This is a genomic window from Methanolapillus africanus, assembly GCF_032714475.1.
GTDB classification, from domain to species: Archaea; Halobacteriota; Methanosarcinia; order Methanosarcinales; family Methanosarcinaceae; genus Methanolapillus; species Methanolapillus africanus.
Genome location: NZ_JAWDKD010000002.1, coordinates 33,506 through 48,802, shown reverse-complemented (window position 1 = coordinate 48,802; position 15,297 = coordinate 33,506). Strand labels below are relative to the sequence as shown.

General features: G+C 47.4%; 12 protein-coding genes. 8 read left to right on the top strand and 4 right to left on the bottom strand.

Going from position 1 to position 15,297, the window contains the following annotated elements; genetic code table 11:
• Nucleotides 1-39: 39 nt before the first annotated feature.
• Entirely contained in the window at nucleotides 40-579 is a 540-nt protein-coding gene (locus tag MsAg5_RS00225) for a hypothetical protein (RefSeq protein WP_338098597.1), read from the bottom strand.
• An 855-nt stretch (nucleotides 580-1,434) separates the two neighbouring features.
• Here MsAg5_RS00225 and MsAg5_RS00220 point away from each other — a divergent pair.
• The 8 genes from MsAg5_RS00220 (at nucleotide 1,435) to MsAg5_RS00185 (ending at nucleotide 8,974) form a co-directional block, all read left to right on the top strand.
• Nucleotides 1,435-1,728 (top strand): 50S ribosomal protein L30e, encoded by a 294-nt coding sequence (locus tag MsAg5_RS00220; RefSeq protein WP_338098596.1) that lies wholly within the window; start codon nucleotides 1,435-1,437, stop codon nucleotides 1,726-1,728.
• Between the two features lie 87 nt (nucleotides 1,729-1,815).
• A complete protein-coding gene (locus MsAg5_RS00215; RefSeq protein ID WP_338098595.1) occupies nucleotides 1,816-2,244 on the top strand; it encodes a NusA-like transcription termination signal-binding factor in 429 nt (142 codons plus the stop codon).
• Between the two features lie 219 nt (nucleotides 2,245-2,463).
• Nucleotides 2,464-2,892: a 30S ribosomal protein S12 gene (locus MsAg5_RS00210; RefSeq protein ID WP_338097267.1), complete on the top strand. Its 429-nt coding sequence runs from the start codon at nucleotides 2,464-2,466 to the stop codon at nucleotides 2,890-2,892.
• Nucleotides 2,893-2,896: 4 nt separating this feature from the next.
• The gene (locus tag MsAg5_RS00205; protein ID WP_338098594.1) at nucleotides 2,897-3,460 is read left to right on the top strand and encodes a 30S ribosomal protein S7; all 564 of its coding nucleotides are present in this window, start codon (nucleotides 2,897-2,899) and stop codon (nucleotides 3,458-3,460) included.
• 144 nt (nucleotides 3,461-3,604) lie between these two features.
• Nucleotides 3,605-5,797 carry an elongation factor EF-2 gene (locus tag MsAg5_RS00200; RefSeq protein ID WP_338098593.1) on the top strand — a complete coding sequence of 731 codons (2,193 nt, stop codon included), beginning with the start codon at nucleotides 3,605-3,607 and terminating at the stop codon, nucleotides 5,795-5,797.
• A 691-nt stretch (nucleotides 5,798-6,488) separates the two neighbouring features.
• Complete coding sequence (tuf, locus tag MsAg5_RS00195; RefSeq protein ID WP_338098592.1) at nucleotides 6,489-7,760, top strand: translation elongation factor EF-1 subunit alpha; 1,272 nt, start codon at nucleotides 6,489-6,491, stop codon at nucleotides 7,758-7,760.
• A gap of 38 nt (nucleotides 7,761-7,798) precedes the next feature.
• Nucleotides 7,799-8,107 carry a 30S ribosomal protein S10 gene (gene rpsJ, locus MsAg5_RS00190; RefSeq protein ID WP_338097263.1) on the top strand — a complete coding sequence of 103 codons (309 nt, stop codon included), beginning with the start codon at nucleotides 7,799-7,801 and terminating at the stop codon, nucleotides 8,105-8,107.
• 351 nt (nucleotides 8,108-8,458) lie between these two features.
• Entirely contained in the window at nucleotides 8,459-8,974 is a 516-nt protein-coding gene (locus tag MsAg5_RS00185) for a hypothetical protein (protein ID WP_338098591.1), read from the top strand.
• An 852-nt stretch (nucleotides 8,975-9,826) separates the two neighbouring features.
• Here the strand turns inward: MsAg5_RS00185 and MsAg5_RS00180 are convergent.
• The 3 genes from MsAg5_RS00180 to MsAg5_RS00170 are packed head-to-tail and all read right to left on the bottom strand — an operon-like array spanning nucleotide 9,827 to nucleotide 15,286.
• Nucleotides 9,827-12,502: a hypothetical protein gene (locus MsAg5_RS00180; RefSeq protein ID WP_338098590.1), complete on the bottom strand. Its 2,676-nt coding sequence runs from the start codon at nucleotides 12,500-12,502 to the stop codon at nucleotides 9,827-9,829.
• On the bottom strand, nucleotides 12,502-14,406 hold the full coding sequence (locus MsAg5_RS00175) for a vWA domain-containing protein (RefSeq protein ID WP_338098589.1): 1,905 nt from the start codon (nucleotides 14,404-14,406) through the stop codon (nucleotides 12,502-12,504). Before MsAg5_RS00175 ends, MsAg5_RS00180 begins: the two co-directional genes overlap by 1 nt.
• A 1-nt stretch (nucleotide 14,407) precedes the next feature.
• A complete protein-coding gene (locus MsAg5_RS00170) occupies nucleotides 14,408-15,286 on the bottom strand; it encodes a DUF58 domain-containing protein (protein WP_338098588.1) in 879 nt (292 codons plus the stop codon).
• Nucleotides 15,287-15,297 lie beyond the last annotated feature (11 nt).

Below are 15,297 nucleotides of genomic sequence, written 5' to 3'. Positions count from 1 at the left end.
ATTTTTTACTTTAATTCTCGTTTTTATTTTATCTTAATCTCATTTTTTCTTCTGATTTTCTTTCAATTGGCTGCCGTAAATCGAACGGTTCATTTTTGTTTGATCCGGGACCGGTTTTTTTCTCCTTTGTTCCGTTTGCGACAGTTCTGTTTCAATACTCAATTTTCGGATGTAGCCGGCAAAAATCAAATCCAAAAAGATGAACATAAACATGTACAGGGAATAAGTAATGTTGGTGGCCGCCATCATGCCAAACGCGTAGGCTGCGTTTTGAATAAAGTCGCCGCCGGCGGAATTGTATGCGTCAATCGGATTGACCTCGGTCATGGCTCTGACGGCCCAGATCAAGAATAAAGCAACGGCTGCGACAAACATTATTTTGTAAATGAGTTTCAAGTCAAGAAAGCCCTTTCCGTTCAACCGTTCTTCTTTTGGTTTTGCTTTTTCCGAACGTGCCGCCACAAGCCAGCAAATCATTCCCAAAATGGCAGCGCTGAACAGAACCGGCCAAATGAAACTGCCGACGATGCCGACGAGAAAGAGAACCCAGCCGCCGATGATCAAATTTTTGTTATCCATAACATTTCACTTTTGATAATCTGTTAAATTAATGAATCATTTTATGATTTTGATAAAATGTTTGGAATCATTAATTAATTTTCGGAAAACTATTCCGTAAACTTTCATTTTTGAGTTCAAGCAAACAACCCCGCAAAATCAGACGCGTTGCGTCTGTATTTTGCGGAATTCCGTAAGTAAGGTACATTCCAATTCACAGTGCTGAGTTGCATCTGCAGTTGACTATTTTTAGATTTCAGTTTGCACCTGCAGGTTCCAACAATACAGTCTTTTCCTGATCCGATTTGCATCTGCAGTTAACTGTACCAGATTGCATCTGCTCAGCAGTATCCGTAAAATACAAACGCTATCGCGTTTGATTTTACGGGTTGGTTTGCTTGACTTGGTAAATGAAGTAACGGGTTGGTTTGCTGAATTTGATAAATGAAATGACGGGATGGCTTGCGTGATGTCTTCAAAAAGTGTCCTTCGGTTTTTAATCCAAACGAAATGTGTCCCCATAACGCGCGCGCACGGCGCCCCCGCAAACACAGCAATCGGTTTATACGATGAAGATGTCTATTAATAATCAAGCCTTTACGGGTTTTGTCCCAAAAGGTTTATATGTAGAAGAAATATGTAACACCATTCTTTATAGATTGTGAACCGGTTTTGCGCCGTCTTTCAAATATGTTTTTGAGAGGCGCGTGACGAATTATCTGTTTCTGACGATTCGAAACGTTACGCGTGATTGGCAAAATCGGGGAGAAGCGAATCCCGGTGGGGTTTGTAGTCTATGACTTTGGTCTGTGACTTTTTGGACAGACTGGTCTATCGCGCAATTTGATAAAGTTCCATAGATTAGAGGTATAGAAAATGGATATCAATATCGATAAAGCATTAATCAAAGCCGTTAAGACGGGAAAAGTCGTCATGGGCTCTAAGAAAGCAATCGAACTTTCCGAGTCCGGCAGCGCTAAGATGATCATCTTGGCCAAAAACTGTCCCGAAGAAACGAAAGCAAAGATCGAAGCATCAAACGTTCCGGTTTATGTTTACGACGGAACCGGCCGTGAACTCGGTCCGGTTTGCGGAAAGCCGTTCATCATCGCCGCCATGGCCATCCTGGACGCCGGCGAATCTGACATTTTGTCATTGGCTGACAACTAAATTGAAAAATTGACTTTGAAATCAACATCCGCATCAAATATTTAACGCATCAACTACCGTCAAATCATCAAAAAGAGGATCGATCTCATGAGTGAAATTAAAATCACTTTCGAAGAAATGCAATACATCGCCCGTTTTGAAGACATCACAAACGCGAAAGTCTTGGACTGCATTGTCGAAAGCGACCGGATTATTAACGTCATTCGCCAAGGAGATATGGGACTTGCCATCGGAAAAGGCGGCGAAAACATCAACCGCGCCAAAAAAGCCATTGACAAACCCATCGAACTCGTCGAATATGCCGACGACCCGGTCACGTTTATCAAAAACGTGTTCGGACCTGTCATTTCGATCAAAAGCATTTCCGTCACGGAAGACGGCGACAAAAAAATTGCCGTCGTTGAAGTCGCCGCCAAAGATAAAGGGCTGGCCATCGGAAAAGGCGGAAAAAACATCTCCAAAGTCAAACTCCTGGTCCAAAGACACCACGGAATCCACGACGTCATCTTAAAATGAAGACGGACTCACGTGAAAACGGCTCAAATGAAAACGACTCAACTATAAATGATGATGCAAACGACGACATGAATAAAAATGATTCAGTTAGATTCAGTTCATGAATAAAAACGATTCAGTTAAAATGCGTATTTCGATGTTGAAAAATCAAAAATCAATCATTCTCTCAAATTATTATTAAGTTAATCAATCAAAATCAGAAATCGGAGATCTAAATATATGACAAACGGAAATTATGCCGGCCAAATCTTAAAGAAACAAAGATTGAAGGCCAGATGGAAAGACCACGAATACAACAGACGCATGCTCGGTTTGAACGTTAAAGCCGACCCGCTCGGCGGCGCGCCGCAAGGCCGCGGCATCGTTCTCGAAAAGATCGGTGTTGAAGCCAAACAGCCGAACTCTGCCATCCGTAAATGTGTCAGAATTCAGTTGATCAAGAACGGCAGACAAGTGTCCGCCTTCTGCCCGGGAGACGGCGCCATTAACTTCATCGACGAACACGACGAAGTGACCGTTGAAAGAATCGGCGGCCGCATGGGTGGTGCTATGGGAGACATTCCCGGCGTTCGTTTCAAAGTGATCGCCGTCAACAACGTCCCGCTGACCCAAATGGTTATCGGAAGAATGGAAAAACCGCGGAGATGAGACAATGGACGCAAAAATGTTTGGAAAATGGGACATGTCCGAAGTTCAAGTGACGGACCTCGGCATTCAGAGATATGTTTGCTTAAAAGCGGTTGTCGTTCCCCACTCCGGCGGACGCCACGCTCACCAGCAATTCAACAAATCCGAAATCTCAATCGTTGAACGCTTGGTCAACAACCTGATGAGAACGGAAACCAACACCGGAAAGAAACAAACCACCATCAAAGCCGTGGACGAAGCCTTTGACATCATCCACGCCAAGACCAAGAAAAACCCGGTCCAAGTTTTGGTGGACGCGATTTCCAACGCCGGCCCCCGCGAAGAAGTTGTCCGTTTGAAATACGGCGGCATCTCCGTTCCGAAAGCCGTCGACACCGCCCCGCAAAGACGCGTGGACTCGGCCCTTCGCTATATCGCGGTCGGCACCCGGCAATCCGCATTCAAATCCAAGCGCTCCGTTGCCGAATGCTTGGCGACTGAATTAATTGCCGCCTCCAACGGTGACGCAAAAGCCTTCTCTGTCGGCAAAAAAGACGCCAAAGAAAGAGTGGCCAAAGCGGCACGTTAATCCGTATCAGCAAAATGATGAATTTCCGGTTTTCCGGAAGTTCATTTTTTTATTTATGCGGACTCAAATTCATATTTCAAAATTAATTCATTATTCATTTCATATTATCTAACTATCAAAAAATAACCATTTAAGGTCAGGATTATGGGAAAAAGAAAGAAAATGGTCGAGCGCGTGACGGCGCTCATGGGAAACCCTGAAATGATTCGGAACATCGGTATTGTCGCGCACATCGACCACGGCAAAACCACTTTATCCGACAACTTGCTCAGCGGCGCCGGCATGATTTCATCCGAACTCGCCGGAAAGCAGCTCTTCATGGACTCCGACGAAGAAGAACAAGCCCGCGGTATCACGATTGACGCGTCCAACGTTTCAATGGTGCACACCTACAACGGCAAAGAATATTTAATCAACTTAATCGACACCCCGGGTCACGTTGACTTCGGCGGCGACGTGACGCGTGCCATGCGCGCCGTCGACGGTGCCGTCGTCGTCGTCGACGCGGTCGAAGGAACCATGCCGCAAACGGAAACCGTTCTCCGCCAGGCCCTTCGCGAATACGTTCGCCCGGTTCTCTACATCAACAAAGTGGACCGTTTGATCAATGAACTCCAAGTGAACCCGCAGGAAATGCAGGTCCGCCTCGGAAAACTCATCGACCACGTCAACAAACTCATCAAAAACATGAACCCTGAAAGATATAAAGAAGGATGGCGCGTGGACGCAGCCAACGGCAGCGTCGCATTCGGTTCCGCTCTTTACAACTGGGCCATCAGCGTTCCGATGATGCAAAAGACAAACATCACCTTCAATGACGTTTACGACTATTGTACCAAAGGCGACATGAAAGCGCTCGCTCAAAAATGCCCGCTTCACGAAACCTTAAACGACATGGTTATCAGCCACTTACCGAACCCGATCACCGCGCAAGCCAACAGAGTGAAAGCGATCTGGCACGGCGACAAAAACTCTCCGATCGGCATCTCCATGAACAAAGCTGACCCGAACGGCGATTTGGCCTTCATGGTCACGGACATTTCGATGGACCCGCACGCCGGAGAAGTCGCAACCGGCCGTCTTTTCAGTGGTACGCTCACCCGCGGTCTTGAAGTTTACACATCCGGTACGGCCAAAAAGAGCAGAATCCAGCAAGTCGGTATTTTCATGGGCCCGGAGCGCCTTGAAGTGGAAAACATTCCGGCCGGAAACATTGCCGCCGTCACCGGTCTCAGAGACGCGATCGTCGGCTCGACCGTGACAACGCTTGAAGGCATGACGCCTTTTGAAAGCATCCGCCACGTGAGCGAACCGGTCATTACCGTTTCCGTCGAAGCGAAACACACCAAAGACCTGCCCAAACTCGTTGAAGTTCTCCGGCAAGTCGCGAAGGAAGACCCGACGCTCCAAGTGACTTTGGACGAAGAAACCGGCGAACACTTGATGGCCGGTATGGGCGAACTTCACTTGGAAGTTATTGCGCACAGAATTGAACGTGACAAAGGCGTGGAAATTATTACCAACCCGCCGATTGTGGTTTACCGTGAAACCATCAAGAAGAAGGTTACAAACGTCGAAGGAAAATCCCCGAACCGCCACAACCGCTTCTTCATCAATGTTGAGCCGCTCAACGATCAAGTCGTCGAACTGATCAGAAACGGTGAAATTTCCATGAGAATGGAAGAACTTGAAAGAAGAGAAAAATTGATGGCTGCCGGCCTTGACAAAGACGAAGCGAAAAGCATCGTCGCCATTTACGGCAACAACATCTACCTCGACATGACGAAAGGTATCCAGTACTTGAACGAAACCATGGAACTCATCTTGGACGGATTTGAAGAAGTCATGAAAGCCGGTCCGCTCGCCAGAGAACCGGTTTCCCAAGTCAAAGTGACTCTCATTGATGCGAAACTCCACGAAGACGCCATCCACAGAGGTCCGGCCCAAGTTATTCCGGCCTCCCGCCAAGCCATTCAGGCCGCAATGTTGATGGCTGACGACGCGCTCCTTGAGCCGTACCAGAAAGTCTTCATCCAAGTGCCGCAAAACAACATGGGCGGCGCCGCAAAAGAAATTCAGGGACGCCGCGGCATCATCATTGATATGAAGAGCGAAGGCGACTTGACCATCATCGAATCCCGCGCACCGGTGTCCGAACTCTTCGGATTTGCCGGAGACATCCGGTCCGCAACCGAAGGCCGCGCCATGTGGAGCACCGAATTCGGCGGCTTTGAAACCGTCCCGTCCAGCTTGATGCCGGAAGTCGTTGCCAAGATCCGTGAGAGAAAAGGTCTCAAGAAAGAACTTCCGAGAGCCTCTGACTTCTTGGAAATGTAAGAAGGCTGATCCCTTCAAAAATAAATTTGAATTTCAACATTCAAATTTTTCAATAGAATTAAAATTCGAATAATTGAATTCATTTATTCAATTTGATTCATTTTGATTCAATTTGGATTAATTAAATCCAATTTGAATAAATTGAATCATTTAAATTAAATTCAATTTGAATCAATTTTGATTTGAATTAATTTTGATTTGAATTGAATTAAAAAATGAATAAAATTCTTTAGATTAATTAAATTGAAAAATTTGGTGAAATTCATTTCAATTTCAAAAATTTAACCTTCAAAAACAAAGAATTTGTTTGTCGAAATGGTTGACAAACATATTCTTTTTATATAAGAGTGGTTATTTAGGGTTACTCGAAATGCCCCTGAAAGAGTCTTTTTGGCGAAACAGTTTAATACTGAAATGTATTTTCAGTAGAACACGTGCCGGCAAAGAAATATAATTTTCTTTGACGATCCAAAAAGCCTGCAATAAACCGGGCAACCGATCACACTTAAATTGATCACAATCCGCATACAAAACAGCGGCCTTATCTGTCGTATAAGGGTCTTTGTTGTATCGGAATCCAAAAATATTGATTATTGACTATCGGCGTAATATCATAAATATTGACGTGAATCAGTTGAATCAATTTATTTAATTAAACCAACTATATTAAACCAATATCAGGAGATAAATTATGGCAGCAGATAAACCGCACATGAACTTAGCCGTTATCGGTCACATTGACCACGGAAAGTCCACCTTCGTCGGAAGATTAATGTTTGAAACCGGAGCCGTTCCGCCCCACATCATTGAGAAATTCAAAGAAGAAGCAAAATTGAAAGGCAAAGAATCCTTCGCTTTCGCATGGGTTATGGACACCTTGAAAGAAGAAAGAGAGAGAGGTATCACCATTGACATCGCTCACAAGAGATTCGACACCGACAAATACTACTTCACCGTCGTGGACTGCCCGGGTCACAGAGACTTCGTTAAAAACATGATCACCGGCGCTTCCCAAGCTGACGCCGCTGTTCTCGTCGTCGCTGCACCCGATGGAGTTATGGCTCAAACCAAAGAACACATCTTCTTGTCCAAGACCCTCGGTATCAACCAATTGATCGTCGCCGTCAACAAAATGGACGCTGTGAAATACGATGAAGGAAGATACAAAGAAGTCGTCGAACAAGTTTCCCAAATCTTGAAAATGATCGGATTCAAGCCGGACCAGATTCCGTTTATCCCGACCTCCGCCTTTGAAGGCGACAACTTCAAAACCGCCAGTGCAAACACCCCGTGGTACAAAGGCCCGTCCGTTCTCCAAGCCCTCAACAACTTGAAAGAGCCGGAAAAGCCGACTTCCCTTCCGCTCAGAATCCCGGTCGAAGATGCGTACACCATCTCCGGTATCGGAACTGTCCCGGTCGGCCGTGTCGAAACCGGTATCATGAAGAAAGGCGACCAAGTCGTTTTCATGCCCAGCGGCGCCGGTGGAGAAGTTAAATCCATTGAAATGCACCATGAAGAAATTCCGCAAGCAGTTCCGGGCGACAACATCGGCTGGAGCGTTCGCGGTATCGGCAAGAACGATGTCAGACGCGGTGACGTCTGCGGTCCGAAAGCTGCTCCGCCGTCGGTTGCCGACGAATTTACCGGACAGATTGTCGTTCTCCAGCACCCGTCTGCGATTACCGTCGGTTACACCCCGGTTTTCCACAGCCACACCACCCAAGTGGCCTGTATGTTCATGTCCATCGACCAAAAGTTGGACCCGAAGACCGGCCAGCCGAAAGAGCAAAACCCGCCGTTCATCAAAGCCGGTGACGCAGCCGTCGTTACCTTCAAACCCACAAAACCCATGGTTCTCGAACCCGCAAAAGAAATCCCGCAACTCGGACGCTTCGCTGTCCGTGACATGGGTATGACCATTGCGGCCGGTGTCTGTCTCAGTGTTAAGAAGAAGGATTAAATTCCTTCTCTTCTCTTATTTTTAAGGGGGACGACATCATGCAAAAAGCAAGAATCAGATTATCAGGCATCAGCCCGACCGACTTGGACAGCGTTTGCGACCAAGTTAAAGCCATTGCCGAAAGAACCGGCGTCAGTATTTCCGGTCCGGTTCCGCTTCCGACGAAAAAACTCATCGTTCCGACGAGAAAAAGTCCGAGCGGCGACGGCACGGCCACATGGGATCACTGGGAAATGCGTGTCCACAAAAGACTCATTGACCTCGCGGCCGATGAACGCGCACTTCGCCAATTGATGAGAATTCAGGTGCCCAAAGACATTAATATCGAGATTGTTCTCGAGAATTAATTTCTTTTTCTTTTTTCTTTTTAAAAACAACGAAAGTTATTTCTTTTTGATTATGGCTATGATTTATTCATCGACTTTTATAAAAATCGTTAGCGATAACGCTCTTCTTCAATATCGTTTTATACTATGGAATTGTATTCATTATTATCGTTTAAGCGACGCTTTATTTGTGCGGATTGCCGTGTAAATTGTTATCGTTGCTATCGAATTTGCAATTATTTGTCGTATTTCGTAATTGTATTATTGTTATTATTGTTACCATTGTCGTTATTATTGTGTTATCGGTATTACCGGTGTTGTTGCATTATTGTGTTATTACCGTTATTGTTATTATTATTGTGAGTTTTTACCATGGTTATGAAAACGCTTTTCCGCGAAACCTTGCGCTCCAAATTCAGGGCGCTTGAAGTCATTAACGCGTTTCTCGGATTTTATATCATTCTGATGTATGCGATTTTGTGGAATCTCCACTTTATCCCGAAAGTCTTCGTTTATTTGACGCCGCTTGTCGGTCTTGTTTTATTCTTGTACCACGTCAAGATTTCGTCCGATTTAAAAAAGACGCTTTTGGATCTCACGAGCCCGCTCAATCCCAAAGGGTTGGCGCCGGCCGGAACTTTTGATCTCATCAATCCGAAGCTGGCTTCAAGACTCGCCTCTTCCACGTCGATTTGCTTAGGCTTGTTTTTTGCCGGCATCGTCTGTTTGGTCGCCGCCTGTTACTTTGAACTGACGCCGCTTTTCATTTTCGCGCTTCTCTTCGATTTGGACCACTTGCTTTTCGTCAGCATCGACAAAGGCCACATGAAATCCGAAGAACGCAAAGAGAAAGGAAAACCGGTTCGGGCGCTTTCCGCAGCGGTTTAAGAAAAAAATTCCGTCGCTTCGCTAGGAATTTTTCATAGGCGGTGGGAGTCTGAATCCATAAAGTTCGCTGCGCGAACGGCTCCCTTCGGTCGCATTAAGTTTGGTTTGGCCTGTTTCAGTTTTTCAAGCAAAACATCCCGCAAAATCAGACGCAAAAATTCCGTCGCTTCGCTAGGAATTTTTCAAGATCGGTTGGAGGCTGTTTCCGTAAGTTTGCTTCGCAAACGGCTCCCTTCGGTCGCGAAATATTTAATTTTGCTTGTTCCAACTTCCCGTGTAAACCATCCCGCAAAATCAAACGCGATAGCGTTTGTATTTTGCGGAATCCGATCGTAGATATATTCTAATTTGCAGTCAGATTGCATCTGCACTGACATATTTTCAAATTGCACCTACTGTTGACTATTTTTAGATTTCGGTTTGCACCAACTGTTCCAACAATACAGTCTTTTCCTGATCCGTTTTTCATCAGCTGTTTCTAACAATACAGTTTTTTCCTAATCCGATTTGCACCAACTGTTTCTAACAATACAGTCTTTTCCTAATCCGTTTTCGTGTCTGTTGCTGCTGTACCAATCTCATTTCATCGGATTCCGAGAAAATCAAACGCAAAGCGTTTGATTTTTCGGGAGGGTTTGCGTGACTCAAAAATACAAATTAGATGGCGGTTTTCTTGACTCCAAAACATAACTTGGAAGACAGGTTTGCTTGATTCAAAAACAAAAATCGCCATCAGTTTTAAAAACGCAAAAAGAAAAAGTGTCGCCATAACGCGCGCGCCCGCTGCCCGCCATAAAAAATGAAAAACAGAATGACAAAAATAAAAAAACAAAAAAAGAAAAGAGAAGTTGATTATTTCTTCAACTTCACTTTGGATTTCAAACCGGAAAGCTTACCGGTCAGGCCGGCTAATCCGGACGTTTCGGTTTTTTCTTCTTCTTCCGGATCCATGTAACTCCAGCCGTGCAGCTTGGAATAGGTCGGCGGAATCTTTTCGCCGGAAGCCGCCCGGGTTTCGTATTCTTCGTGCAGACGGCGCAGCTCTTTGATTTCACGCACGCGGCGGTACACGACTTCCGCGAGGAAAATCACAAGCGCCAGCAAGAGGAGATAGACGTTGAGGCCGACCACTTCTTTGACCTTGTAAGTCGTGTCGTCGCTGACTGATTTGATGAAGAACGCTTTGGCTTCATTGGCAGTATAAATGTTGCCGCCGGTCGATTCAATCAGTTTCCTGAAATCCGGATTGACGCCGATTTCCTGGTACTCAATCGGATAGTTGACTGCAATCGGATATCCGGAAATATTGTACGTGCCGGACTGGTTGAACAACAGTTCCGACGTGTACACATTTTCAGATTCCATCGTCAGCACCAGCTTTTTGCCGTCCAGCGTCAGCACCGGAATTCCCTGGTCGTACATGTTGACGCGAAGCGTTGTCGGCAAACCGACGGACGTGTCCGGCGCGTCAATCACAATACCGCTTTCCCGATTCGGGTCGCCCATCGCCCAGTTGATGGTGGACGAAATCAGCTTCGATCCCGGGGACGTATACAAGTCGGGCGCCCAGTAGTTGCCGCGGCCGACGCCGTTGTCGGTCGTCACGGAAGCGACCCGGCCCAGACCGTAACGCCACACCGTCAAAACCGGCGCGCCGTCCGACGCGATCACCAGTTTGTCGGAACCGGCTTTCGGCGTCACGCTGTTGTAGCCCGACACCGACGTGTTGGATAAATCCAAGCCCTGAACAATGAAATGCTTCGGATTGGAAACATAAAGGCCGGATTCCGTCCGGTTCGTGTTGTTGCTGCTGCTTGCGCCAAACATCTCCTCAAAGTTCGGGTCAACCGGCAGCCCTTTCGGAGACGAGACATAAACGCCGTTTTTGCCGTAATCGTCCGCCAAATCTTCCGCATAAGGCGTTCCGCTCTTGTCCTTGAATTGATCCGGACGCGTCGAGCCGCCCGTATAAATATTGATGTACACGATCGTCGCGCCGTAATCTTTCATCTTGTTCTCGGCCGCCAAAATTTCCGAATAAGAGTGGCGTCCGACAATATTTCCGTCCGTCATGACAATGATGAGCGGCTGTCCGGAACGGTTTTCCAGGACAACGGCAGCGTCCTCAAACGAGTCCAACAAATCGGTTTCTCCATCGCCGGTTTTCAAATTCTCAATCTGAAGCTTTAACGCGTTTGCCTCTTTCGGATTGCCGACGTAATAGAATTCCCCGTCAATGTCGCGCGTCGGATCGCCGATGGTCAGGTACGTCATGTTGGCTTCTTTGAAATAATCGTTGTCAATGATGTTGATCGCCGTCTTTTTAATGTTCGACAAGATCGTCTCATTGTTCGCGGCATACGAATTACCGCTGTCGGACACGTCGATGAACAGCAAAACATCTTGCGTGCCTTCCCAATCCGACGGAATGGAAACGACCGGCAGAAGCTTCTCAAAGGACGAATTCAGATAGCTGTTGCCTTCCGGATAACCGTACGAGCCCGTTCCGCCGACAACAACCAAACCACCGCCCTCGGAAACATAATTCTTCAGCGACGCCACTTCTTTCTCCGTGATGTTGCCGATATACATGTTATCGATGACAACCGTCTTCGTCGACGACAGCGCTTTGTCCAAATCCGTAAACTGCGACAGCGACGTCACCACCGTCACGTTGTACAGCGTGCCGACCACTTGCGTCAGCGACGCGTTTTGTTCGGACGTCACCACGATCACATTCGGTTTTTCAATCACGTAAACCGATTTCGTATAATTGTTGTTGATTTTATCGGAATCCGCCGCCGACGTCAACGAAACCCGGAGCGTGTGCGCGCCCAATTTTGTGAAGCGGGTGGTGAACGTCGTCGTTTTTTCAGTGCTGTTGAGAGTACCGCTGCCCCGTTCGATCAGGGTTCCGTCCGCATAAATTTCATAATTGTAGCTGGCATTCGCGTTTCCGGCCTGCCGGACCACAATGCCGAACTCCTGTTCGTTGCCGACGATAATCGATTTATCGCCCGTAATCTCCACACTCAAATCGTTTTGAATCAAATCCGGAATCACGGCGGAAACCGTCGTGTTCGTTTCTTTGGAGAAATTGATGGCGTCCGTCAGACTCGTGCCGTAATTGCTGTTGCCGTCGGACACGATCAATATTTTATTTTTCCCGTCCGCGTACTGAATGATTTTTTCACCCAGCGCCGTGTAGTTGCCGGTCAGCGTATCATACTGAACGTTAATCGTTCCCGTAAAGTAATTGTATAAATCTTGGCCGACGCCGCTTTTGAAATACTTCATGCTTTGCGTCGTATCCGAAACCAAAACCAATTCGGGGTGATCGTTCGTTTTCGTGACGTTCATAAACACGAGCGGATTCGCGATGGCCAACACCAGCAAGACGGCGATGATTCCGCGCGTCCCGAACAAAATCTTTTGTTTTCGCCCGGCGGCCTTTTTGAAATAATAGCCCGCCAAAATAATGACGGGAATCAGCAAAACCAAAGCCCACGGGTAACTGAAACTGACCATTAAATATCCCCCCGCTTTCTCAACAGGTAAAGTTCAAGCAAAATAAACAAAGACGCCAAAACCACAAAGACGGCCACCAGCTCTTTTTTAACTTCAAAGAGCGTCGGCAGCTCCGATCCGGCGTTTGCGCCGTCCACGCCTTTGAGCCGTTCCAGCATCGTATTAGATTCCTTGTCATTGTACATGTTGACGGCAATGCTCTTTTTGTTCACGACGTAAATGCCGGCCGTGTCCAAAACCACTTTGTGGGCTTTAATCGTGCCGTCCGGCGTCACAATGGTGGTTTCGTTCGCAAACGTCAGCACCGTTCCCGCCGGCAAATTATATTCGGAGACGTCGCCCGTTCCGGCAATAAATTCCGTCAGCCGGACCCAAAAGATGGGGAATTCCGGGAAACTGGCGAAGTTGTTCCAGGCGTTTTCACCGGCGTGATCATTGAGGCCGATGTAGAAAACGGTTCCGTTGCCGTACGGTCCGTAAGCGATCACCGGCGATTTATCGGCGGCGGCCACCAAGTAAGATGAATTCACCGTATCGCGCGCTTCCGCAATCAAGTAAGTCCGGACGAAAACATCGCTGTAATTCATATCATCCGTCATTTTGTTGGACGTCAGCACATAAAGCGGGAACCCGACGGTACTTGAATTGATGCCGTTGATTTTGACCGGAAGCATCTTTGACGTGTCCGTCGATTGGTTTTTCGGATCCAAATATTCGCCCGCGACAAACACGACGCTTCCGCCGGCGTTCGCATAAGCGTTCAAAGACGCCGCTTCGCTGTTGCTTAAAATCCGCGTTCCCAAATCCACCACGACGAAATCATAATCCTGGGAAATAGACCCCGGAACAGTTGACGCGGTGGTGGTGGTCAGCTCCGGCTGCAGGGACAGCGCAATGTATCCGGGCAGGTCTTTTCCGGACGCTTCGTCATAAATGTAAAGCGCCCGCGCGGAACTGGTTTCCGGAATGGAAATAAACGCGCTGTTGTCGCCGGCAAGGCCGTCGCCATTCTTAATCCGAATTTCTGTCGTTCCGCGGCTGATGTTGTCAAACTGGAAGGACGCAACATCATTTCCGGGGACGGACAACGTGACGGACGACGAGTTGGTTTTCTGGCCGTTTGATTTGGTGGTCAAAACGTCAACCGATATTTCTTTGGTTGCTTTTCCGTAGTTTCTGACCATAAAGTGGTAATTGTAGTTGCCGCCCGATTTTTCCAGATAACCGTTCACAATGGCGACGTTGTTGTCGGTCGGACTTCCGTACGCGAAATATGTCACATTTAAGCCGCTGCCGAGCAGGTTTTTGGCAACCAGCGGATTCATACCTTCCCAAGACGTAAAGTCGGAATAGACGTAAATTGATCCGCCTTCCGTTGACAAGATGTTCGCGCCGGAGGCGACGGCGGAGCCGATGTCGGCGGAAACCGATTTGGGTTCCAGATCGCGCAGAATATCTTTGGCTTTGGACGCGCTGACGTTTTCGGCGACGATCACCGGGACGGATTCCGCCAAGATGATGGTGTTAAATTGACTGAGGTGGTTTTCAGCGTCCTTTTTGGCCTGGTCGAACCGTCCGTTGGTTTGCATGCTGCCCGACGCGTCCAAAATGACGACGGTTCGCTCTTCGCTGTATGTTTCCATAGACAATATATATGGGCCGGCAGCGGCGAGCGCCAGTAAGATTAAAACCAAAAGCTGCGCCAAAAAGAGCGGGTCTTTGACCAGTTTTGTCAGGGTGTTGTAGATTTTGTCGCGCGACTCCTCGACTTTCATCAAGAACATCACGGACGGAACGCTCATCTTAAACGGCTTGGGCAAAAGCATGTACAAGATGATGAGCGGAATGATGGAAAGAAGCCCGATCAAGGCCCACGGGTGGATAAACGGAAGATCTAACGCCATATTATCCGCTCCTCTCGATGGTGGTTAAGAACGATTCCAAAATCGGCATGTCCGTTGTGAACGAGTAGAAGTTCGCGCCCGATTTTTTGCAGATGTGGTCGATGTGCGCGATGTGGTCTTCCAGTTCTTTGATGTAGTTTTTACGGAAGGAGTCGCTCAAAAATGTTTTCATTTCTGCGCCCGTTTCCATATCGTAAAAGAGGGAATCACCTTTAATCGGCAGGCGGCGCTCAAACGGATCTAATATTTGAACCAGCATCAAATCGTTTCCAGAAAAACGCTTCACGGTGGACTCAATGTGGTTGATGTCGTCCAAAAAGTCGGAAATAATCACGACCAATGAGCGGGATTTAATGAGTTTTTCGTATTTGTGGGTCACGGAATCAATGTCCGTTGTGCCGGATAACGGCTGGTCCGCCAGCCGGGAAATGATCGACAGCAAATTTTTTATGCCGCGCCGCGGTTGGTTGATGTCGATTTCTTCGTTAAATGTAGAGATCGAATATTTGTCGTTCTTGCGGGAAACGATATATGCAACGCCGACGGCAAACATGGCGGCGTACTCAAATTTGGAAACGCCGCTGTCGGGATAGTCCATGCTTTTGCTCGCGTCGAGCAAGATGTGCGCTGTGAGCGTCTTTTCTTCTTCAAATTGGCGCACGTAAAGCTTTTCGGTTCTGGAATAAATCTTCCAGTCGATGTCTTTCATTTCGTCGCCTTTGTAATATTCCCGGTAGCCGACGGTATCGATGCCTTTTCCGATCCGCGTCGACGGCCGGTTTCCGGCGTAAACGGTTGACACCCGTTTTCGAACGTACATATTGTAGCGGTCGAGCTGCCGGAGGAATTCCATATCAATTTTATGTTTTTTGTCCGCCATATTTCATGCCT